At 53.6% G+C, this 23,929-nt stretch carries 15 protein-coding genes; 9 read left to right on the plus strand and 6 right to left on the minus strand.

The features are described from left to right. Positions 1-24: 24 nt before the first annotated feature. Positions 25-504: an energy transducer TonB gene (locus ABD931_RS11925; protein WP_345267317.1), complete on the minus strand. Its 480-nt coding sequence runs from the start codon at positions 502-504 to the stop codon at positions 25-27. 194 nt (positions 505-698) lie between these two features. Beyond that, positions 699-4,790, minus strand: coding sequence for a hybrid sensor histidine kinase/response regulator transcription factor (locus ABD931_RS11930; RefSeq protein ID WP_345267319.1), 4,092 nt, complete (start codon positions 4,788-4,790; stop codon positions 699-701). Between the two features lie 341 nt (positions 4,791-5,131). On the opposite strand from ABD931_RS11930, the gene ABD931_RS11935 reads away from it, so the two are divergent. Continuing rightward, positions 5,132-6,190 carry a glycoside hydrolase family 43 protein gene (locus tag ABD931_RS11935; RefSeq protein WP_345267321.1) on the plus strand — a complete coding sequence of 353 codons (1,059 nt, stop codon included), beginning with the start codon at positions 5,132-5,134 and terminating at the stop codon, positions 6,188-6,190. Between the two features lie 66 nt (positions 6,191-6,256). Here the strand turns inward: ABD931_RS11935 and ABD931_RS11940 are convergent, their stop codons facing one another. The 3 genes from ABD931_RS11940 to ABD931_RS11950 all read right to left on the minus strand — a co-directional run bounded on the left by ABD931_RS11940 (position 6,257) and on the right by ABD931_RS11950 (position 8,520). After that, the gene (locus ABD931_RS11940) at positions 6,257-7,099 is read right to left on the minus strand and encodes an endonuclease/exonuclease/phosphatase family protein (protein ID WP_345267323.1); all 843 of its coding nucleotides are present in this window, start codon (positions 7,097-7,099) and stop codon (positions 6,257-6,259) included. A 93-nt stretch (positions 7,100-7,192) separates the two neighbouring features. Continuing rightward, on the minus strand, positions 7,193-7,735 hold the full coding sequence (locus ABD931_RS11945) for a DUF3347 domain-containing protein (RefSeq protein WP_345267325.1): 543 nt from the start codon (positions 7,733-7,735) through the stop codon (positions 7,193-7,195). 17 nt (positions 7,736-7,752) lie between these two features. After that, positions 7,753-8,520, minus strand: a complete 768-nt coding sequence (locus ABD931_RS11950) for a PepSY domain-containing protein (RefSeq protein WP_345267327.1) — start codon at positions 8,518-8,520, stop codon at positions 7,753-7,755. A gap of 398 nt (positions 8,521-8,918) precedes the next feature. On the opposite strand from ABD931_RS11950, the gene ABD931_RS11955 reads away from it, so the two are divergent. After that, positions 8,919-10,625: an AMP-binding protein gene (locus ABD931_RS11955; RefSeq protein WP_345267329.1), complete on the plus strand. Its 1,707-nt coding sequence runs from the start codon at positions 8,919-8,921 to the stop codon at positions 10,623-10,625. A gap of 81 nt (positions 10,626-10,706) precedes the next feature. Here the strand turns inward: ABD931_RS11955 and ABD931_RS11960 are convergent, their stop codons facing one another. Continuing rightward, a complete protein-coding gene (locus tag ABD931_RS11960; protein WP_345267332.1) occupies positions 10,707-11,153 on the minus strand; it encodes a LytR/AlgR family response regulator transcription factor in 447 nt (148 codons plus the stop codon). 264 nt (positions 11,154-11,417) lie between these two features. Here ABD931_RS11960 and cysM point away from each other — a divergent pair, with 264 nt between their 5' ends. The 7 genes from cysM to ABD931_RS11995 all read left to right on the plus strand — a co-directional run bounded on the left by cysM (position 11,418) and on the right by ABD931_RS11995 (position 23,903). Further along, positions 11,418-12,293 (plus strand): cysteine synthase CysM, encoded by an 876-nt coding sequence (gene cysM, locus ABD931_RS11965; RefSeq protein ID WP_345267334.1) that lies wholly within the window; start codon positions 11,418-11,420, stop codon positions 12,291-12,293. 111 nt (positions 12,294-12,404) lie between these two features. Beyond that, complete coding sequence (locus ABD931_RS11970; RefSeq protein ID WP_345267336.1) at positions 12,405-13,439, plus strand: quinone-dependent dihydroorotate dehydrogenase; 1,035 nt, start codon at positions 12,405-12,407, stop codon at positions 13,437-13,439. A 214-nt stretch (positions 13,440-13,653) separates the two neighbouring features. Beyond that, complete coding sequence (locus ABD931_RS11975; RefSeq protein ID WP_345267338.1) at positions 13,654-16,149, plus strand: FtsK/SpoIIIE family DNA translocase; 2,496 nt, start codon at positions 13,654-13,656, stop codon at positions 16,147-16,149. Between the two features lie 98 nt (positions 16,150-16,247). Further along, the gene (lolA1, locus tag ABD931_RS11980) at positions 16,248-16,895 is read left to right on the plus strand and encodes an outer membrane lipoprotein periplasmic chaperone LolA1 (protein ID WP_345267340.1); all 648 of its coding nucleotides are present in this window, start codon (positions 16,248-16,250) and stop codon (positions 16,893-16,895) included. Between the two features lie 176 nt (positions 16,896-17,071). Further along, complete coding sequence (locus ABD931_RS11985; protein WP_345267342.1) at positions 17,072-19,378, plus strand: sensor histidine kinase; 2,307 nt, start codon at positions 17,072-17,074, stop codon at positions 19,376-19,378. A gap of 9 nt (positions 19,379-19,387) precedes the next feature. Beyond that, on the plus strand, positions 19,388-21,589 hold the full coding sequence (locus ABD931_RS11990; protein ID WP_345267343.1) for a sensor histidine kinase: 2,202 nt from the start codon (positions 19,388-19,390) through the stop codon (positions 21,587-21,589). Between the two features lie 7 nt (positions 21,590-21,596). Continuing rightward, positions 21,597-23,903, plus strand: coding sequence for a sensor histidine kinase (locus ABD931_RS11995; RefSeq protein WP_345267344.1), 2,307 nt, complete (start codon positions 21,597-21,599; stop codon positions 23,901-23,903). Positions 23,904-23,929: the final 26 nt, after the last annotated feature.

The raw sequence follows: 23,929 nt of genomic DNA on the forward strand, positions 1-23,929 counted from the left end.
GAACGGCTGCGCCTTGTTCCCGTTTCAGTCAATCCGGAAGGTAATCGGGAGGATCATCAGACTACTTACGGCCATTCCGGACCGGTGTGCCGGGTGCCATTTAGGCATTTGCGCTATGGTCTGAATGGCTGCGCGGTCGAGCAGGGTGCCCGCCGAGCGAACCACCTGAATTTCCGACAGCTCTCCGCCGGCCCCTATCCGGAACTGCACCAGTACCGTACCTTCCTGCATACTCTTCCGGGCCTGGGCCGGGTATAAAGCGGTCTGCTTCAGGTATGCTTTCAACGCCAGGGGGCCGCCGGGAAAAAAGGCCGTATTATTCATGGCCACATAAGCTACGACCTCATCTGTAGCCAAGATGGCCTGTTCTTTATTTGTTTCTCTCCAGGAAAGAGTGGGCTTATCGCTGGATAAAGCTATAGACTGGGCAAGGGTTTGGGCCGATATTCCTGTCAGGCAGATGAGCGCAACTACGAAACTGATAAGAAGAGACATACGGTTCATGGCTGTAGCGTTTAACGTTGTTATTAGGACGTTTGGGAACCGGCTAAGTGCGGCCGCCAACTGTGGTGGAAAGGTCCGCCGGAATCGGCTCAACCGCTAACCCGCTCGTCGCATCAATACCACGCTCGTCGCATACCCGTAAAAAAGCCCGGGATTCCGGGCTTCTGGTGAGAAATACCGTATTCGTTACCCAACTATGCCGACGGCTGCGTATTCCGGCTGCCGTACTGCGAAGGCAGCATACCGTACTGCTCCTGAAACACTTTGGCGAAGTAAGAAAGATTGTCGAACCCAACCGCATAGGCCACCAGCGTTATGCTCTGGTTACCTTCCGATAACAGCTCGGCGGCTTTGGCCAGCCGGATATTGCGGATAAAATTTGTGGGTGACATATCCAGTAAAGCTTTTAGCTTGCGGTGCAGTTGCGACCGGCTCAGGTTGGCGTTATCGGCCAGCGTTTCAACACTAAAACCGGGTCGGCTCATGTGCTCAATCACCACCGCCGTCAGGCGGTCAATGAACGTTTGCTCTGCCGTCAGGGCCGGCGGTGCCACCACAGGCGTGGGGGAAGCGGGCAGGCGGGTAGTAAACCACGCATACAGGCGTTTGCGTTGCTCAAGGAGATTTTGCACCCGCGCCTGCAATTCGGCCCGGTTGAACGGCTTGGTCAGATAGTCGTCGGCACCCAGTTGAAAACCTTCGATGCGGTTTTCGACGGCGGCCTTGGCGGTCAGCATCACCACCGGAATGTGGCTGGTGACCTCCTGCGATTTCAGGGTCCGGCAAAAGCCAAAGCCGTTGAGCCGGGGCATCATCAGGTCGCAAATGACCAGGTCCGGCAACATAGCCGTGGCTTTTTCCAGACCGTCTACTCCGTCCGTGGCTTCGAGAATTTGGTATTCCAATTGGAAAATGCCCCGGATATACGTCCGTATATCGGCATTATCGTCAATGATGAGCAATACCTTATCCGGGGGCACGGGCAGACGTTCGTCGGGTGCTTCGGGTACATTCGGCCTGATCCGGTCTGGTTCCGGAATGGCGGTCTGCGTGAGCAACGACGGTTGACGGGGCTGCGCAACCGCTGCGGTTAGCGGCAGGTTTACGGTAAACGTGGTGCCGGTGCCTGCGGTGCTGCTGACCGTAATGGTGCCGCCCAGCACTTTAACAAGTTCATTGACGAGGGCCAGGCCAATACCCGTGCCTTCGTACGAGCGGTTGATAGTACCGTCTACCTGATAAAACCGCTCGAAAATACGGGGCAGGTGATCGGCAGGGATACCGATGCCGGTATCACCCACCCGCAGTTGCAGCGAGTCTGCCGAACCAGGTTCGGGATACGTTACCGTCATCCGGACGTCCTTCCCCTCCGGGGTAAATTTGAAGGCATTTGACAGCAGATTGCTGGTAATCTTTTCCAGCTTATCGCGGTCAAAATTGACCCAGCGTTCTGTTTCGGATTGAACAAAGGTGAACATAATCTGCCGGCTTTCGGCCAGGGAACTGAACGAACCAGCCAGGGTGCGGAAGAAAGCCGCCAAATCGCCGGGTTCCAGTTCGGCTTTAAGCTGGCCGGCTTCCAGCTTGCTCAGGTCGAGGAGCTGGTTGATCAGGCTCTGTAGCCGGACGGCGTTTCGCTGAATAAGCGGGAAACGGGTGTCGTGGACGTACTCCTGAATAGCCTCCTCAACAGGGCCCAGAATCAGCGTGAGCGGAGTACGAAACTCGTGCGAGATGTTCGTGAAAAACCGGGTTTTCAGCGCGTCTAGTTCGGCCAGCCGGCCTGCTTCTTTCTGCTCAAAGGCAACCTGCTGCTCCAGCAGCAACCGTTGGGTCTGGAATCGGTAAACCTGCCAGCCAACGAGGAGCAGCGCCAGGGTATACAGCAAATACGCCCACCAGCTCCGGTAAACAGGCGGGTGAATGCGGATCTGAAGTTCCACCGGCTTGCTCCAGATTTCGCCGTCGGCCGAGCCCATCACCTGTAGGGTATAGCGGCCGTCGGGTAGTTGAGCGTAATTGGCAAACCGGTTATTACCGGCTTCAACCCAGGTCCGGTCAATACCTGCCAGCCGGTATCGGTATCGATTGCCGGCCGGGTTGGTGTAGTCCATCACGCCAAATTCCACCGTCACCAGGTTTTGGGTATGCGCCAGGTCAATCTGCTGCGTGTTTTCGATACTCCGGGTCAGAATGCCGCCAGGGCTGCCAACCGTAACCGGCTCATTATTGATGCTGAGGCCGATGAGATGGACCTGCGGGAGATGGCTGCGCTGCCTGTTTACGGCCCCGGCCCGGAAGATATTGAGCCCGTTGACACCACCGAAGAGCAGTTCACCAGTAGGTGCCCTGAAAAAGGAACCCGTGTTGAACTCGTCATCCTGCAAGCCATCAGCTTTGGTGTAGTTCCGAAACCTCAGAGTTTTAGGGTTGAACTGGGCCAGCCCCCGGTTGGTGCTCAGCCAGAGAGTATTGAACTCGTCGGCCAGAATACCGTAAACAACCTTGTTTGGTAAGCCCTGATCTTCGGTAAAGTGGGTAAACTGCCCCGTTTGTTTGTCTAGCCGGTCCAGGCCACCACCCTTGGTGCTGACCCAGAGGTAGCGCAAGGGCTCGTAGGGGTCGTCGAGAACGCACGAAACAACATCGTTACTCAGGCTTTGCCGGTCTGCTTTGGTGTTTTTATACACGGAGAAGATCGGTGCATCGGTGGGGTTCGTGGCCCGAATAAGACCCTTCGGGGTACCAATCCAGCCGGTGCCGCTTTTGTCGAAATACAGGGCAAAGGTTTCAATGTCGGCTCCGCTTTGCGGGAGCAGGTGCTGGTAGCTGAACACCCGGAAGGTTTCAGTGACGGGGTGGAACGCTACGAGCTTGCCGTTGGTAGCGCCGATCCAGAGGGTGCCGTTCCGGTCTTCCTTTATCTGATTACCAAAAATACCAAAGGCGGTGCCGGCCGGCATGGGGTACTTTTTCTGCGGTTTCCAGTCTGCCGAATGCATGAGCAGGTAATGTTCGTGGGTCAGAAGGTCTTCGTAGCCAATCCAGAAGTTACCCCGGTGGTCCTGCATCAGGAAACGGTGCTGAAGGCCGGCAGGGTCATTTGTAAATGTCTTTAGGCTGTTTGCCGACCGGTCGAGCAGTTTGTATTGGTTTAGCTGGTGGGCATATATTCTGCCCTGGCGATCCATATACAGATACGCGAGAGACGTGTTGGATAGGTAAGCTCCGAATTGTTTCACGCGGGGGTTGAAAATCCGCAGACCGTACCCGCCGGTGCCTACCCATATCATGCCACTCTGATCTTTAAGAAGCCGGGTAAGATTATACAGGTTGGGGGGCATAACCGTAAATGCATTACGGGCGGTGAGGCTATCCTGCGCCATAAGCTCAGCGGGTGACATGAGCCAGAGATAATCCAGTGTAGCGATGGCGACGGTAGTGGAATCAACAAATTTAACGGGAATGCTCCAACTGCTTTGCCCCGGTACGCGAATGGCTTTGTGCCTGCCCTGGTACCAGCCATGAATGTGGGTAACTGTCGATGCAAACCAGTAGCCGGCACCGGCATCGTTGTCTGTAAGGCCTACGCCGGCCAATTCACCGGCAAGCCAGCCGGCGGGTTTGCCGGCGTTTACCCGGTGCCAGTTAAAGGTAAAGATCCCTCGTGTGGTGCCGATCGTAGCGTTACCGTCAGCCCCAAACACCAACCGGTGGGCGGTCACATTGGAGGCTGTGCCGTGCAGGGTCGTACAGGTGAGCCGGGCCTGCCTGGTGAAGTTGGGTTGGGCCGGAAATCCGTTCTTGAGTACATCGGGCAGGCTGATCCGAAACAGCTTTTCGCGGGCGGTTCCCACCCAGATGTTTCCGTCGGGGTCTTCGGCCAGCAGCCATATTTCGTAGTTGCCGGCATTGGGTGCCGACTGGTCGGTAATATCGATGTGGTAAAAGCGCTGGGTCTGGTCGTCAAAAAGGTTCAGGCCCTGGTTAAGGGTACCAACCCACAGGCGTTTTCGGCTGTCGATGAGCAGGGCTGTGCAATTATTGCCGGAAATACTGAAATCGTTGTAGGGGTCATGGGTGAAGGCGACGAAATTATGGCCATCGTAGCGGTTCAGACCGTCTTTGGTAGCTATCCAGATAAATCCTTTGGCGTCTTGTTTCAGGTCGAAAATCATGCCCTGCGACAGACCGTTGGAGATGGTCAGTTCCTGCCAGCCTTTAGGCTGACCGACAAGCAGCAACGAAAAGGTTTGACAAATAAGAAAGAGGGAAAGAACGCGCATCCAGGTTTGTTTTCTAAGTTTGAAACGTTCGCCACGTGCCTTTATCGACCAAATAGTCTCATCCGCTACACTCCCTTCAATGCGTTTGCCAGGCACCTTACTAAACCTGCTAACACATTATGTAAAAAAACGATTTTCCGCAAAGTAATTTTTCGGGTTTTCCCGTCTGGGTTAAGGCTGTCTTTTTCCGGCCTAATGGCAATCAAATGCCGCAGGTAGCCTAGCAGGCCGGGCGGCTGAGAGAAAAATAAGAACGCAAAGGCGTACGGGAAATATGAGTAGAACAAATGCCTGGCTGCTTTATTTCTGTACGCCTTTCCTCCCTGCTTCCTCAATCTATTATGGTAAAAGGATATGCCGGCTACTTTGCCTTATTGATTACCTTCGGTTGGTCAGTTGGTTGTAAAACCAGCAGCCAGCCGGTTTCGTCGAATACTACCGTTGTCGACACCGTCGGTAGGTTTCAGAACCCCTTGCTGTTGTCGGGGCCTGATCCGTGGGTGATTCTCAAGGACGGCTGGTATTATTACACCCATACCACGGGCAGAAACCTACAATTGTTCAAAACCCGCGCCATGAGTCGCCTGCGCCAGGCCGACTCTAAAGTGGTATGGACGCCCCCGGCAACCGGCCCGAATTCGCGCAATATCTGGGCACCGGAACTGCATTTCGTGAATGGAAAGTGGTACCTGTACTATGCCGCCGATGATGGCCGCAATGAAAACCACCGTATGTGGGTGCTGGAAAATGCATCTGCCGACCCGCTTCAGGGTGAATGGATTGACCGGGGTAAACTAAACCTGCCCGACGACCGCTGGGCCATCGATGCTACGCTGCTGCAACACCAGGGACAACTCTACACCGTCTGGTCGGGCTGGGAAGGCTTTACCGACGGCCGGCAGGATTTGTATATCGCTAAAATGACCAATCCCTGGACATCCGAAGGTCCCCGTATCCGGCTCTCAACGCCGGAGTACAACTGGGAGAAAGAGGGTTCGCCGGACGTAAACGAAGGACCGGAATTTCTGCTGAACGGCAACAAGATCTTTCTGGTGTATTCGGCCAGTCACTGCAGCACCGATAACTACGCCCTGGGCATGCTGACCGCCAACGCTACCGCCGACCTGATGAATCCGGCCTCCTGGAGAAAGTCGCCCCAGCCGGTGTTTGGCCCCTATGCCGGCGGAGGCACCAACGGCGTCGGGCACAACAGCTTTTTTACCACGCCCGATGGCAAGGGCCATTGGATACTGTACCATGCCAATCCACTGCCTGATTTGGGTTGCAGCAACCGGCGCTCTCCCCGTATGCAACGCTTTACGTTCAAACCCGACGGCACCCCCGACTTCGGCGAACCGGTTAAGCTTGACCAGTGGCTGCCGAGACCTTCGGGGGAGTAGTTGAATGGTTGACTGGTTCATTGGTTAATTAGTTCGTTGGTCTTGCCTAACCAATTAACCAATGAACTAATCAACCAAAACCCGCGCCACAACCGGCTGGTGGTCGGAAGGGTAGCGCTGATTCTGTGCGTCGGTCAGCACGGCGTATTTCTGGACCCTGATGTTTTTGCTGACAAAGATGTAATCGATGCGGTTCTGCAATGGTGCGTCTAATTTGAAGCCGTTAAAGGTACCGACGGGACCGTACGGGGGCATTGTTGTGATCTGGTACGAATCGCTGAGCAGTGTCTGTATGGCCTTTACCTGCTCCGTCTCCGGTGTGGAATTCAGGTCGCCCACGAAGATGACGGGCGCATTTTTGGCAATCTCCTTAATCTTTTTGACCATCAGTTGCCCCGACTGCCGCCGGGCTTCTACACCCTGGTGATCGAAGTGGGCGCTGAAGAAGTAAAACTCCTTATTGGTTTTCAGGTCGCGGAATTTAGCCCAGGAGCAGATGCGGTTGCAGCAGGTGGCATCCCAGCCGAGTGAGGGCTTTTCGGGCGTCTGGCTGAGCCAGAAATCGCCGGACTCCAGGGGTTTAAAGCGGTCTTTTCGGTAGAAGATGGCTGAGTGTTCGCCGGCTTCTTTGCCATCGTCTCGGCCTTTGCCCAGAAACGCAAACTCCGGCATCTGGGCCAGGTCGTTTAGCTGATGCCGTAATGCCTCCTGCGTACCGAAGATGTCGAACTCATGGTAGCGGATCAGGCTCTTTACCATTTCTTTCCGGTTGGGCCAGGCATTTACCCCATCGCCAGGGTTATCGTAACGCAGGTTATAGGTAGCTACGTTGATGGGCGTGTTGTTTTGCGAGAAGGTCGTCAAGGTAGTCAGTAAACAAGCAAGTACAGCTAAAAAAAGTTGTTGCATGGGGGTAAGAATAAGTCAGAAACTCTGCACAAAAAAAGCAAAAGCCACCGGATGACAGTGGCTTCGACTATAAATTTGATTAACACGGGACAATCAGATCTCTTCGGTGACTTTACCGCACCGCATCATCCGGCTGCCGTAATACGGGTTAGCAATCTCTTTTTTGCTGCTGAGCCAGGACGCGCCCTTGCCGTCGGCGGCCATTGGGCAGTACTGCACGTAGGTTTTCTCCGGCTTGAATTCTTTAGCAAACGTAGTCATTTCTTTCGACAGCAGGTCAAACTGACTCCGCTGCTTCTCTACATTTTTGTTTTTCTGGATTTCGCGGGCGTATTTCTCCAGGTTCTGGCTGTATGCCGCAAAGGATTTCATCTCCGCAGCCGACATTTTTCCGTGGTCTACCGCCTTCAGCGTTTTCAAAAAAGCGTCGGCCTGCTGGCTGGCTTCTTTGGCGTTCGTAGCGACCAGCGCGTCTTTAATATCGTAGTAGGCCGCCAGCACTTTACTGGCTTCCGGCTTCATCTGGCCGCCTGACTGACTGGTTTTGGCGGTTGAATGACCCTCGTGCTGGGCCAGCACCGGAATGCTCAACAGGAGGGCTACCGCCAGGGCGGCTGTTTGGGCTAATCGTATCATGAGGTTAACTGAGTAAGTTATACAAGTGATTTGACCGCTTTCCGGCCTTTTGGTTTAAGCCGAAAACGGGTTGAGCTTACAAAATAAAGACAAAAGCCCGATAAAACGGTAAACAGCCCCAGGACGGAAAATCCCCGCAGCAGGTAATTATTGATGTTGTCGCGGCCCTCGTAGTCCATTGTATGCAGCATCCACAGCCAGTCGAACCAACGCCAGCCGTCGTGCCGGAAACTGGTGACCTGACCTAGCTGTGGGGCTACATAGACGGTGGTGTGGGAGCTATTGGCAAAGGTGACGGCGTACGCAGGCAGGGGTTTTTCGCGGTATTCGTGATGGCCGTCTGTCGTGGTCAGATACAGTATGCGCTCAACCGGCTCCGACCCATTAAAATGCCGCTTTGCGAGGGCAACAGCTTCGGCGCGGGTCAGGCCGGGCCGAAGATCACCCGTCAGGGCGTCGGCCAGCCGGACATGTTTCATCGGATGACCACTATGGTTTACCGTATACGTGATCTGATAGGTAGGGCGGTCCAGTACCGTGATCAATCGTATATCGGTGAGCGAATCGCCATTAATCCGGGAGAGAGCGGGAGCGGGTGACGCCAGAGGCTGCTGAAGCGTAAGCTGCCGGGAATGGTTTTTCTGGTGATCACCGTGAATTTCGTCGATATTCGTCCAGCTAAAATATAACCCGCCTACCGTCCAGGCCAGAAACTGAATGCCAATAAAAAGACCCAGATACCGATGAGATTTCCGGATGCGCCGGTGCCAGTTGCGTGATGCCATACTGGTACGAAGATACGTAAAATCTATTGGTGTAAAACAAGTAACCCCACCGGAAGAGCCGGTAGGGTTAACTACAGTTTGGTTCAAGGTATTATAATATTTTACAATGACAGCCGCGATTGCTTAGGTCAGATGGTCTGTTATTGATTATGTATTTAACATATTTGGATCAAATTTGTTCGAGAGAGTAGCTACTACTATACGCCGACTAGTATAAAATAGAAGTAAGGCACTGGTATTACGTTGTTTAGCGCGTTTGCCAGTGGTACGGCAATCGGTTTTAAACGGCTAGGAAAATCAGATTTTGTCGGTGTGTAAACTGGTTATTTGCCGGAATGTATATATTAAATCCTGTTTTCGTTTTATTTTTGCTTAAAAACATCCAAACACTATACACTATGCAGACACCCTCAGTAACGAAGTCATTTCCGTGGCATAAGTTTTATCCCGAGGGCGTACCTACGGAGATCAATCCGGATGCTTACCCTTCGCTGGTAGCCCTGATGGAGGAAGGGTTTCAGCGCTTTGCCGATCAGCCGGCATTTGCCAACATGGGAAAACAGATTTCCTTTCGGGAAGTAGATACGTTATCACGTCAGTTTGCGGCTTTTCTGCAACATGAGCTGGGCTTGCAAAAAGGAGACCGGCTGGCCATTCAGATGCCTAATCTATTGCAATATCCTGTTGCCATGTTTGGGGCCTTACGGGCCGGTCTGACGGTCGTGAATACCAATCCGCTGTATACTCCCCGCGAAATGCAGCACCAGTTTAAGGATTCGGGCGCGAAGGCTATTGTAATTCTGGCCAATTTTGCGGCTAACCTGGAGAAGATTCTGGCTCAGACGGATATTAAACACGTAATTGTTACGGAGATTGGCGATATGCAGGGTTTCCCTAAAAAGCTGATCGTCAATGCCGTGGTTAAATACGTTAAGAAAATGGTGCCTGCCTATAACCTGCCGGGTGCCATTTCGTTCAACAACGCCCTTAGCCAGGGCAGTCGCTATGAACTGAAGCCGGTTACCCTGACCGGACAGGACCCGGCGTTTATCCAGTATACCGGCGGTACCACGGGTGTTTCGAAGGGAGCCGTACTGACTCACCGGAACGTGGTAGCTAATGTAGAGGCCAATAACGAATGGCTCCAGCCAATGCTGAAGCAAATGGGCAACAAAGCGGGTGTGGTAGTGGCAGCTCTGCCGTTATACCATATCTATGCCTTAACGGTCAACGCACTGTCGTCACTCAAGAGCGGGTCCATGAACCTGCTTATCACCAACCCCCGCGACCTGAATGCCTTTATCGACGATCTGAAAAAATACCAGATCACTATGTTTACGGGGGTAAATACGCTGTATAACGGTCTGCTGAACCACCCCCGGATCAAGGAGGTTGATTTCAGCCATTTGAAGATTACGTCGGCCGGCGGTATGGCACTGCAGACTTCGGTGGCAAAGCGCTGGCACGAACTGACGGGTTGTTTGCCGGCCGAAGGCTATGGTTTGTCGGAAACATCGCCGGTATTATCGTCTAACCCGCTGGTGGGCGAAAACCGGGTAGGCACCATTGGAGTGCCCTGGCCCAGTACCGAAATGAAAACCATGAAGGAAGACGGCACCGAAGCGGCCGTTGGCGAACCGGGCGAAATCTGGGCGCGGGGGCCGCAGGTTTTTGCCGGCTATTTTAACCGACCCGATGAGACGGCGAAGGTCATGGAGGGGGAGTGGTTCAAAACCGGTGATATTGGTGTTATGGACCAGGATGGCTTTTTCCGGATTGTCGACCGCAAGAAAGACATGATTCTGGTATCGGGCTTCAATGTGTACCCGAACGAGGTGGAAGATGTAGTGGCCCAGTGCCCCGGCGTGCACGAAGTAGCCTGCATTGGGGTGCCGGATGCCCGGTCGACGGAGACGGTAAAAATCTTTGTGGTGAAGAAAGACCCGGACCTTACCGAAGAGGCTATCCAGACCTATTGCCGCGATAATCTGACAGCCTACAAAATACCGAAGCATATTGAGTTCAGAAACGAGTTGCCAAAAACGAATGTGGGCAAGATTCTGCGCCGGTCGCTGCGCGAAGAAGAACTGGCCAGGCGGACGTAAAAGGGTGTAAGAAACAAAAGGCGTTGGCCGGTTACAGCAACCGGCCAACGCCTTTTGTTTTGGCTTCTGTGGAGAATTTGCTCAGGCCGACGCCACCAGCGGAATGCCATTAAGGCTCCGGATTTCCTGCTGAAAATCCTGTACCTGTTTAATAAACTGGTTTGCTTTCCGACGGGATACGTCAACCTGGTCACCATTGGCCAGCCCGACGGTCATTTGCTGCTGATCGTACTGAATATCCTCGAGATACATCAGGTTAACGATATTCTTTTTGTGAAGCCGCACAAACAGGCCGGCTGGTAAACGAGTTTCCATTTTCTTTAGCGTGAGCGATACCATGAGTTCACTACCGTCATTGAAGTGAAACCGGGTGTAATTGCCTTCCCCTTCTAATCGGACAATCTGGTACATGGGCATTTTTTTGCGATAGCCCCAAAAAGGCAGCGTCAGGTCCGACATCTGAAAATGACGCGCAACCTCCTCCAGCCCCCCCGCAGGTAATACATACGTATTAAGCAGCTTTTCCATAAATTTAGGTAGAAACAATAGGTATTGTGAATTGGCGCTGCTTCATGTAGCTAAGCCAACGGCTCTGCTGGAAGAGCCATATATGAAGCAACGCAATATTATACATAATTAATTATCAGTAGATTAGAGATCGATTATTATTTTAATTGTACCATTTGGTTACAAAGAAACTTTTTCGTGAACGGTAAAATTTGGTGGCAAATGAACTAATTCGGTGCCCTGATTTTTATTCCGGATAAACACCAGTAACACCTGTTAACAGACATGGCCACCCTGCTTGATCTTGTTGGTAATACGCCCCTTGTTGAATTAAACCGATTGCATACTAAACCGAATGTCCGGCTGTATGGTAAGCTGGAAGGTCATAATCCCGGTGGCAGCGTCAAAGACCGGCCGGCCTACGGCATGATCAAAGGTGCCCTTGAGCGCGGTGAACTGAAGCCGGGCATGCGGCTCATTGAAGCAACCAGCGGCAATACCGGCATTGCCCTCGCCATGATTGCCCGGCTGTACGGCGTCGATATCGACCTGATCATGCCCGAAAGCTCCACCAAAGAGCGTATTCAAACCATGCAGGCCTTTGGGGCCAGGGTGATCCTGACAGAGTCGATGGAGTCGGCCCGCGACTATGCCGAAGCGCAGGTGACCAAAGGCGGTTATCTGATGCTCAACCAGTTTGCCAACCCAGACAATTACCTGGCCCATTACCACTCGACCGGACCGGAAATCTGGCGCGATACCAACGGGCAGGTTACGCATTTTGTCTCCTCTATGGGTACAACGGGCACCATCATGGGTACGTCGCGCTACCTGAAAGAGCAGAACCCGGCTGTGCAGATTGTCGGTTGCCAGCCCACCGACGGCTCCTCGATTCCGGGTATCCGCAAGTGGCCGGTAGAATACCTGCCGAAGATATTTGAGCCGCAGCGCGTCGACCGCATTATTGACGTATCGCAGGAAGACGCCGTTACCATGACCCGCAAACTGGCCAAAGTAGAAGGCGTTTTTGCCGGTATGAGCAGTGGTGGCAGCGTTTATGCAGCACTGAAACTCATTGAGGAGCTGGACGAAGGCGTTGTGGTCTGCATCATCTGCGACCGGGGCGACCGTTACCTGTCGTCGGATCTGTTTGCCGAATAATATCCTGGCCAGTACCGAAGCGTCCGGTACGCCGAAGCCGGACCGTTCCTGCTGGCTGAGATTTACAGGCCAGCAGGGATGCCGGCCAAGACATTTTTGTATTTTTGCGCCATGTACAAGCGCATACTGCTGCCCATTCTGTTCCGCTTCGATGCCGAAACGATTCACCATCTAGTTACCTCCGCCATAAAATTTGCGTTCCGCATACCGGGTGTGCCGGCGCTGGCCCGCCGGTGGTTTGTGGTAAATGACCCTCGGCTGGAACGACGGGTATTTGGGCTGACGTTTCCGAATCCGGTAGGGCTGGCAGCGGGCTTTGATAAGAATGCAGAGCTGGTGGATGAACTGAGCGACCTGGGCTTCGGCTTTATCGAAATTGGAACGGTTACCCCGCGCCCGCAGGCAGGTAACCCGCGGCCCCGGCTGTTCCGGCTCAAAGCCGACCGGGGCTTACTTAACCGGATGGGATTCAACAACAAGGGGGCCGGCCCGGCTGCCGAGCGGCTGAGACACCGTAGGGCCGGTATTCTGGTGGGTGGTAATATTGGAAAAAACAAAGATACCCCCAACGAAAACGCTCTCGATGATTATCTGCTCTGCTTTCATGATCTGTTTCCGGTCGTCGATTATTTTGTGGTGAATGTGAGCTCGCCCAATACTCCCGGCTTGCGGGCTCTCCAGGAAAAAGAGCCGCTGACCCGCATTCTGCAGCGGCTACAACAGGCGACTCAGCAGCAGGCCCGGCCGAAACCTATTCTCCTGAAAATTGCTCCTGATTTGACCAACAGGCAGTTAGACGACATCATCGACATTGTAACCTCAACGGGTATTGCCGGCGTTATTGCCACCAACACCACCATCAGCCGCGAGGGACTCCGTACCAACAGCCGGACGGTAGAAGCGATAGGGGCAGGGGGCGTCAGCGGGCCGCCGTTGCGCGAGCGGGCAACGGCGGTGATTCGCTATCTACACCAGCAGTCGGGTGGGGCTTTCCCCATTATTGGCGTCGGGGGCATCAATACCGCCGACGATGCGCTGGAAAAAATCCGGGCCGGGGCCAGCCTCGTTCAAATCTATACCGGCTTTATTTACGAAGGACCGGGTATTGCAAAGAAGATATGTGAGTCGTTAGTCAGTAATGGTTAGTCGATAGTATATAGTCATTAGTCTATAGTCGAAGGGCCAAAACCAGGTGTCTGTCGTGTATTATCATGACCGAACCTGTACGTTTAATCACTTTCCTTCACTATCGGCTATCGACTATTGACTAACGACTAAAAATTCTTCCTCTTTTCGTTAAAATCGCAGACATTTATAGGGTGGCCGTTCTTTTTGTTTGCCAAGGCCACCTTTCAACCGTATGGCGTCAACTACCGTTAAACAAAATACCATTCGCCGGCCCGAACGGCCTCCAAAAGAAGAGCCGACTAAACAGGCATGGACGCTGAATGTTGACCGGCTGTTTTCGGATAAGCGAAATAACCTCACCCTGGGCGTGCTGATGCTGCTGCTTAGTGCCGGTCTGTTCTTTGCTTTTGTGTCGTACCTCTTCAATGGGCAGGAGGATCAGAGTACCATCCATGCGGCCTTTCACACACCGCTCCGGGAGACCGGCGAAGAGACGCGTAACTTGCTGGGATTGGTCGGCGCTTATATTGCACATGTTTTTGTGTTTCGCTGGTTTGGTCTGGGGGCGTTGGGTCTGCCGGTCATTGCTTTTCTGGCGGCCTGTAAAGTGGCCTTCGGGACAGAACTGCTACCGCTCCGGCGTACAACCAAAGCCATTCTGTTTCTTTCGTTCTGGGTAAGCCTGCTGCTGGGGTATATTGTGCTGGTGACCGATACCGTGCAGGACTATAGTATCTGGTGTGGGGGGCTGGGGTATGAACTGAACGTAGCCTTGTACGGACTCATCGGCTGGGGGAATATTGCCCTCATTGGTTTTCTGCTGTTCTGCTTTATTGTTTTCTTCTTCAACGTGACCTCGCTCCGCCGGCCGTCCTGGATGAGTATGCCCGCGCCGTCTCCCCGGCCAAAGCCTGCCGCCTACAATGATGTACAGGATAGCTACGATGCTATTGAAGAGGACAGGCTGCCTGAGCAGGAACCGGCGCCGGAACCCACAGCCGAAACACCGCCAGTAAGTAAGGCCGCAGCCCCGGCCGACGAAAATGGGCGTGAGCTGACCCTGCATATGCCCGACCGAAACCCCAGGCCGGCACCCAAACCGGGCAGCCTTACGTTTACCATTGAAGATACAACCCACGTAACCGACGATGCACCGGTTACGCCGGTGTTTGACATTGAGCCGGTTTCAGACGAAGATCTGCTGAACACGCATGGCCTGTATGATCCAACCCTCGACCTGCCCCGTTACCAGTTCCCGACGGCCGAGCTTCTGACCGACTACCCGGAAAACCAGAAGGCACAGGTAAGTGCCGACGAACTGGAAGCCAATAAAGATCGTATTGTTGAAACGCTCCAGAACTACGGCATTACCATTGATCATATAAAGGCAACAATTGGCCCAACGGTCACGCTGTACGAGATTGTGCCGTCGGCGGGGGTGCGTATCTCCAAGATCAAAAGTCTGGAAGATGATATTGCGCTGAACCTGGCCGCGCTCGGTATCCGGATCATTGCACCCATGCCGGGGAAAGGGACCATTGGTATCGAAGTGCCCAACAAGAACCGCGAAATGGTGTCGATCCGGTCGGTGATGACCAGTGAAAAGTTCACCAAAAATACCTACGAACTGCCGGTTGTCCTGGGCAAAACGATCTCCAACGAAATTTACGTGGCCGACCTCGCCAAGATGCCCCACCTGTTGATGGCCGGGGCTACCGGTCAGGGTAAATCGGTGGGCCTGAACGTACTGCTGACCTCGCTGATCTATAAAAAGCACCCCTCGCAGCTTAAACTGGTGCTGGTAGATCCCAAAAAGGTGGAACTAACCCTGTTCAACAAACTGGAGCGGCATTTTCTGGCGAAGCTGCCCGATTCTGACGAAGCCATCATTACCGATACCAAAAAGGTTGTAAATACGCTGAATTCGCTCTGTATCGAGATGGATAACCGCTACAACCTGCTGAAAGATGCCGGTTGCCGGAATCTGAAAGAGTACAATACCAAGTTTGTGCAGCGCCGGCTGAGTCCCGAAAAGGGGCACCGGTTCCTGCCATATATCGTGCTGATTGTAGACGAGCTGGCCGACCTGATGATGACGGCCGGTAAAGAAGTAGAGCAGCCTATTGCCCGGCTGGCGCAGTTGGCGCGGGCCATCGGTATACACCTGGTGGTGGCTACGCAGCGGCCGTCGGTCAACGTAATTACGGGTCTGATCAAAGCCAATTTTCCGGCCCGGTTATCGTTTAAGGTGACCTCGAAAATAGACTCGCGTACCATTCTGGATACCGGTGGTGCCGAACAGTTGGTCGGCATGGGCGATATGCTGCTGTCGTCCAACTCCGATATTATCCGGCTCCAGTGTCCGTTTGTTGATACCAACGAGATCGAAGAGATCTGCGACTTTGTGGGCAATCAGCGCGGCTACGACGCGGCTTATGCCCTGCCCGAATTTGTGGGCGACGACGGGGGCGTATCCGACGAAAAAGACGTGGATCTGGAAAACCGCGATCCGATGTTCGACGAAGCGGCCCGCCTGGTTGTTATTCATCAGCAGGGCAGCACCTCTCTGATCCAGCGCCGGCTGAAGCTGGGTTACAACCGCGCCGGCCGGCTGATCGACCAGTTGGAGGCCGCCGGCATTGTCGGGCCGTTTGAAGGCAGCAAGGCCCGTGAGGTCTTGATCCAGGACCCGCAGGACCTGGAGGAACGGTTAAAGGCTATGAACTGATTAAACTTTTCCGCTCATTTATAGTCTAAGTACAAAAGGAATTGCCATTTTTGCCGGCAATTTTGGTTCAGGATTAACACCATTAAGACACTATTGGGATGAGAAAAATAGCATTGATGTTCAGTCTGGCAGTTGGGATGCTGGCGTCGGTGGCGGCCTCGGGCGCACTGGCCCAGAAGGATAAACGAGCGGAAGCTATCCTCGACGCCATGAGTAAAAAATACAAAGCACTGCCTGCCTATCAGGCTGCGTTTTCGTACACGGCTCCGGGAGCCAAGCCGTATACCGGCGATCTGACCGTGAAAGATAACAAGTTCCGCCTGAAGCTGGCCGGCCAGGATGTGTACAACGACGGGAAGACCATGTACACCTACATTAAAGAATCCAATGAGGTAAACGTGCAGGATTACGACAACAGTGCTACCGGCGATTTTAACCCGGCTCGTATCTACTCCATCTATAAAGAAGGATACAACTACAAGTACCTGAAAGCGGAGAAACAGAGCGGCCGCGCGGTCGATGTGATTGAGTTGACCCCGGAGAAGAAAAATACGCAGATTGCCAAAGTGCAGATCAGCGTCGATAAAGCCGACAAGTCGGTGCGGGGCTGGCAGATTACGGATAAAAGTGGGAAGGTCACCAACTACGCCATCACTAATTTTACCCCGAACGCCAAGGTCACCGACAGCTATTTTGTGTTCGATAAGTCAAAGCATCCTGGTGTTGAAGTGGTCGACCTGCGATAAAAATAAACCTGTTTTTTATGGAAGCCGGGCACTTGCCCGGCTTTTTTTGTTGTTGGGCGTTGCTTTCCGTTTACGAACTCGGTTAGCCGCCTGCTACTTCCGCGAAACAGATATTGCGCAATATTGTCTACCTTTCTCTGCCGAAGGCAAAGCTCTCTTTTGTCTGGTCGTATAGCATGAAAACGTTACTTTTTACCTTCCTGTTTGTTCTGTCAGGACTTACCCTATTAAAGGCCCAGCCGGGGTGGCCGCCTGCCTTTGTCATTACATCTGATACGGTGGCCTATTATCGCTTGGATAGTACCTATTTTCAAATTCTGCCGGATAAAACAGCGCAACTGACTATTGAGCAGGTGACGAGCCCGGCGTATGCCCAAACGTTCCAATTCAGTCAGCGGGGTGACGGGACCTTCGGTACAGTAGAAACGTACTGGTATCGTTTCCGGCTGAAAAACGGGCTTGATCACGATGTAACGCTCTATTTTGGTAACCAGCTTGACTATTTCGAGCTGTTTACGCAGGATGCGTCGGGGACTTGGCAGCGGCAGCGAACCGGCCGACGGCTGCCGTTCAATGAGCGCGATGGGCTGAAGGCCAGTCAGGCGGTGCCGGTGATGCTGCGGGCCGGGCAGGAAGTTGTCATCTTCGAACGCTGGAAAGATCCTGCCATCAGTTACCACTTCTGGGATTATGTACCCACGTTTACCTTTGAGCATCGGCTCTGGAACACGGTATATGTAGACCGGCTCGAAAAGAACCGGGAACAAACGATCCTGCTACAAGCCATCTTCTGGGGTATAACGCTGATAATGGCTCTATATAATCTCTGTATTTTTCTGGTGGTTCGGGAGCGGGTTTACCTGTATTATACGTTCTTCCTGCTTTTTTTTGGCTTTTCCCGAATGCCGGCCTCGGTCCGGCCTTACCTGTTTCCGGATTTTTCTGATGCTATCTACTACAGCCAGCTCGCGGCCTATATTCTGACCGACCTGTGTCTGATTCAGTTTATCCGCAGCTTTTTGCAGACGGCAGCCCGGCTGCCCAAACGAGATACATGGCTGGTGCGAACGGCCATTTTATGGGCGGTATTCCGCCCGGTAGAGCTTTATTTTACCCTCAACGCCTTTCCGTCCAATGAGACTGAACTAGCCCTTACTGTTTTCTTCAGCGCAACGGCATACCTGATTTTTATCGTTCTGTATGTCCTGATTATCCTCGTGCTGGTACAGGCAGCCCGCCGGAAATATCAGGGAGCCAAACTGCTGGCGGGGTCTATCATCCCGCTGTTTCTGCTCATGATCCTGGGGCGGATGTTATTTTATCTGCTTGGCGGAGGTACCGGCGGGGCCGATTCGCCATACGAAAAGCTGCTGGATAATCAGTATTACACCACCGAAATTATTGAGGGGCTCGCTACGGTCTGGCTAGTTTTTCTCTTTTCCGGCGCTTTATCCCAACGGTATAATCAGATGCGCCGGGAAGTGGCCGAGCAGGCTCTGGAGCGGGAGCGGCTGGAAAAAGAACGGGAGATTGAGCGTAACCAGCTCATGGAGGCCCAAAAGGCAGAGCTGGAACGCCAGGTGGCCGAACGCACCGCCGAGGTGGTGGCTCAGAAAGAAGAGATTGAAGCCCAGCGCGACAGCCTGGCCAAAACCCTGCGCGACCTGCAGAACACCCAGACCCAGCTCATCCACAAAGAGAAAATGGCTTCATTGGGTGAGCTCACGGCGGGCATTGCCCACGAGATCCAGAACCCGCTCAACTTTGTCAACAACTTTGCCGAGTCCAGCGTCGATTTGCTGGAGGAGCTGCAACAGGGGCCGATTCAGACAGTAGAAGACCCTGATAAAAAAGAAGAGGCTGAGGAGTTGCTGGAGGATTTGCAGCAGAACCTGCAGCGGATCTGCCACCACGGCCAGCGGGCGGGCAGCATCGTGAAGGGGATGCTGGAACACAGCCGGGCCGGTGCCGGCGAGAAGACACCCACCGACCTGAACCTGCTGGCCGAAGAGTACCTGCGGCTGGCCTACCAGAACCTGCGACTTAAGGACGAGAGTTTTGAAGCAGATCTGCGGCTGGAGCTGGATCATGGGCTGGAGAAGGTGCCGGTGGTGGCCCAGGAGATGGGTCGGGTGCTGCTCAACCTCTACAACAATGCCTTCTATGCCGTGCAGGAAAAGGCCAGAAGCCAGGCGTCGGATGGCTCGGGGGTTGGGTTTCAGCCCCAGGTGGCGGTGAGTACCCACATCCGGGAGGGAAAGGTAGAGCTCCGGGTGAAAGATAATGGCACGGGCATACCGGAGGAGATACTGGGTAAGATCTACCAGCCCTTCTTTACGACCAAGCCCACGGGTCAGGGCAACACCGGTTTAGGCTTGTCGCTGAGTTACGATATTGTCACCAAAGGACATGGGGGCGACATGCAGGTGGAGACCGAGGAAGGTCAATACACCGAAATGATCGTGCAGATACCCGTAAACTGATACCGTACCATGCGACATGTCTTCTTTATGACCGGGCTGCTCCTGCTCGCTTTATCGGCGCCGGGCCAGGCTACCGTCGACCGTCTGCCTCCCGAGGGGGTATGGCTGACAACAGGCTGGACCTTTCGGGCCGGTGATAACCCCGCCTGGGCAAAGCCCGACCATGATGACAGCCGGTGGACACCGGTTGCGCCGGCGGCTGACCTGGCGGCCCTGCCCCTGCTGCGCACCGCCGAAATGGGCTGGTTCCGGCTGCGGTTCCGGCTCGCTCCCGATCTGGCAAACGGGCCAGTAACGTTGCTGCTGTCGCAGATTGGAGCCTCGGAGGTGTATCTCAATGGCCGATTGATTCATAAAGAGGGGGTGGTAAGCCGCCGGCCGGCCAATGAGCAAACGCGGTTTGTGTTGCATAAGCCTGTCGCGGTTAGCGTTGCCGGCCCCGACGAACAGGTGCTGGCGGTGCGTTACTCCCTGACAAACGCTACGTTTCGCTTTCTTTTTCCGATACCGATAGGCGAGCCGGTGAACCCCGCCCTGGGCCTGCAACTCCAGCCGGCGGCTGATTCTGTCAGGCTATATGCCTATCAGGAGGCTACGCACGCCGTGCCGGTGGCATTCATCATGGGCTATTTTCTGGTGCTGGCGGTACTGCACCTGTTTATCTATGCCTCTTTCCGGAAAGTAAAAGCCAACCTGTACTTCGGGCTGGCTATGGTGCAACTGGCGGTCTGGCGGCTCACGCTGCCCCTGCTGCTCTGGGCAGCGTTGCCGGTGTCGCTGCATTACAGCCTGCTTTGGGTGGGATACGCTTTCGGAGCCGCTGCCGGTACGTTTATTGCGCTGGCCTCATACCTGGTATTTCGGCGGCAGCCCGACTGGTTGTTTCGGACACTGGTACTCTTCTGGCTCATCGTGGTAGCTACGCTGCCCTGGAATCCATATACACTTTATGTATCCATTGCCGGAACATTTATCGTCATGATAACCGCTGCGCGGGTGGCGCTGCTCTCCATCGGCAAGGGTAATAAGCTTGGCTGGGTCTACCTGGCCGGCGCTGCGCTCTGGACGCTGCTGAACGGGCTGGTGTTATGGCCGGGGCTGGTTGATGAGCCGCCTGCCATTGCCCTGATTCAATCGGCTATGGACATGGTTATCCCGCTGGTCATCTCGATCGTACTGGGTGCCGACTATGTCCGGGCAAACCGCACGCTGGAGGCTAAACTTGTGGAGGTAGAACGACTCTCCCGGCAGATGCTGGCGCAGGAGCAGGAGAAACAACAACTGCTGGCCAATCAGAACAAGATGCTGGAACAACAGGTCGCCGACCGAACCGCCCAACTGGTAGCGCAGAAAGAAGAGCTTCAGCAGGCGCTGCAAACCCTGAAAGCCACCCAGGATCAGCTAATTCAACGCGAAAAAATGGCTTCTCTCGGAGAGCTGACCGCCGGTATCGCCCACGAAATTCAGAACCCACTCAACTTCGTTACTAATTTTTCGGATATTTCCGCCGAGCTGGTCGATGAATTACAACAGGAACTCGCGGCCGGCGATATAAAAGAAGTAAGCGCTCTGGCGGAAGATATCAGAAACAACCTGCAAAAGATTTGTCAGCACGGGCAGCGGGCTGGTACAATCGTTAAAAACATGCTTCAGCACGCCCGCAGCAGCAGTGGTCAGGTGGAGCCCACCGACCTGAATGCCCTGGCCAATGAATACCTGCAGATTGCGTACCAGAATTTGAAAGCCAAAGATGAAAATTTCTCGGTGGATTTGCGCCTGCAACTGGACCCGTCACTCGGTAAAATTGAGCTGATGCCCCAGGAACTCGGTCAGGTTCTGCTCAATCTCTATAACAATGCTTTCTACGCCATTACCGAAAAAAGCCGTCAGCTCGGTACCGCATCAGGTGATTTTCAGCCTCAGGTAGGCGTAACTACGCAGGTTGTGTCTGGCCCGTCAGGTTCGCAACGGGTGGAGGTTCGGGTCAGAGACAACGGTACCGGCATTCCGGCCGATGTTTTACCTAAAATTTATCAGCCGTTGTTTACAACCAAGTCCGGTGTCTATGGCAATACGGGTGTGGGATTATCCCTAAGCTACGATATTGTTACCAAAGGGCATGGCGGAGACTTCAGGGTAGAAACTGAGCCGGGGCAATTTGCCGAATTCATTATTCAACTACCTATTCAGTCGGTACCGACGCCTAATTAACCAATTTATGAGGCCTATAAGCCTGCTTTGCCTGTTGCTCGTGTTAAGCCTTTCTGCTGTTCTGGCGCAACAGAGCCTCCCGCCGGTATATGAGCTAAAAACGGATACGGCAACTTATGTTAAACTGGATAGTGTTTATAGTCAAGTTCTGGAAGACAACAGCGGAAAGCTGTCTTTACGCGATGTAACAGGAACCGCTGCTGAGAAGCACTTTGTGGCCTTAGCCAGCCGTAAAAGTGGCCTGGATTTTACCATAAGGACCTATTGGTTTCGGTTTCGGATTAAGAACACGCTTGAGCATGACGCTTTAATTTACCTGGGTAATCAGAACGACTATCTGGATATGTACAGCCGCCTTCTGGTTTCGGGCCCGTGGCTCCACCAGCGAACCGGAAAACGGGTGCCCTGGGCAGAGCGGGATGGCCTCAAAGCCAGTATGGCCTTGCCGCTAACGATTCCAAAGGGGCAGGAGATGCTTGTTTACCAGCGCTGGCACGTTGATGTTCCGTTAACCGACCTGGATGAGGATGACCTGGTACCGACGTTTATCTTCCGCGATCAGTTAGTAAAGACTGTGTATGTAAAGCGGCTGGAGAGTAATCGGGAACAACGTATTCTGTTTAAGACGATCATCTACGGTATTATTATGCTGATGGCCTTGTACTACCTCAGCGTTTTTCTGGTCGTCCGGGAGCGGGTCTATCTGTTGCTGGTTGCTTTCCTGATATGCCTTGGGATTTACAATTTACCGGTTTCTATTTACAATTATTTTGTCTCAGGATCTGCCATTTTCCAGCCCATCACACGTTATCTGGATTATCTGAGTACAATCCTGTTTTATGTCTTCTTCGCGGAGTTTATCCGGCAGTTCCTTAAAACCAGAACGAATCTGCCCCGCCTTGACAGGCGACTTACCCGTACGGTTCTCGCCCTCATACTCTGGTATACGGCTTACCTGACAGTTGCCAACACCGGCGTGCTGCCGCTTTCGACCCGGTCGGCCGGTGGTGTGCTTGTGCTGGTGAGTAGTGTGCTGGGTATTCTGGCAATATATCCGTTGTTCTGTATTACCGTGGTGGCCATGCTGGTCGAATCGTACCGAAGCGGAGTGCAGGGTGCTAAATTGTTGCTGGTTGCCCTTTGCCCATACGTCCTTTTTGCGGCCTGGAATCTGATTAACCTGTTTGCGTCCAGAGAGGTTGTGCCTCCCTATGAGGCCATCGAGGTCTCTCAGAATGGCACGTCTGAAGTGTTGGAAGGGATAGCGGCTGTTTGGCTGGTGGTGCTGTTTTCGGGAGCCCTGACACAGCGGTATAACCAGATGCGGAAAGAAATTGCCGACCAGGCCCTGGAGCGGGAGCGTCTGGAGAAAGAGCGGGAGATTGAACGGCATCAAATCATTGAAGCGCAGAAAGTTGAACTGGAACGGCAGGTGGCCGAGCGTACGGCCAAGGTATTGGCCCAGAAAGAAGAAATAGAAGCCCAGCGGGATAACCTGGCTAAGACGCTGACTGACCTGCAGAATACCCAGACGCAGCTCATCCACAAAGAAAAGATGGCCAGTTTGGGCGAATTGACCGCCGGTATTGCCCACGAGATTCAGAACCCGCTCAACTTTGTCAACAACTTTGCCGAGTCCAGCGTCGACCTGCTCTCGGAGTTGCACGAAGGACCGGTTCAGACAATGGCGGAATCCCACCGCGAGGATGCCGACGACTTGCTGGAAGACCTGGTGCAAAACCTGCAGCGGATTACCCACCATGGTCAGCGGGCGGGTAGTATAGTCAAGAGCATGCTGGAGCACAGCCGGGCGGGAACTGGCGAGAAAACGCCCACCGACCTGAATGCCCTGACCGAAGAATACCTGCGGCTGGCTTACCAGAATGTGCGTCTGAAAGACGACAGCTTCCAGGCCGACCTGCGGCTGAAACTGGATCATGGGCTCGAAAAGGTGCCGGTAATCCCGCAGGAGATGGGTCGGGTGCTGCTCAACCTCTACAGCAATGCCTTCTATGCCATTCAGGAAAAGCGTCGTCAGCAGAACGGAGCCTTTCAGCCTCAACTGGCGGTGAGTACCCACCTCAACAACGGCAAAATAGAGATTCGGGTGAAAGACAACGGAACGGGCATTCCCAAAGAAATCATTAATAAGATCTATCAGCCATTCTTTACCACCAAGCCGACGGGTCAGGGAAATACAGGTTTAGGCCTGTCGCTGAGTTACGACATCGTTACGAAAGGACATAACGGAGAAATAAATGTAGAAACAGAATTAGGTGAGTTTACTGAATTTATTGTTCGTTTGCCTAAATAAAGTTTCTATTTTTATAGCCGGAAAAG

It is taken from the genome of Nibrella viscosa (assembly GCF_039541875.1).
Taxonomy (GTDB): Bacteria; Bacteroidota; Bacteroidia; order Cytophagales; family Spirosomataceae; genus Nibrella; species Nibrella viscosa.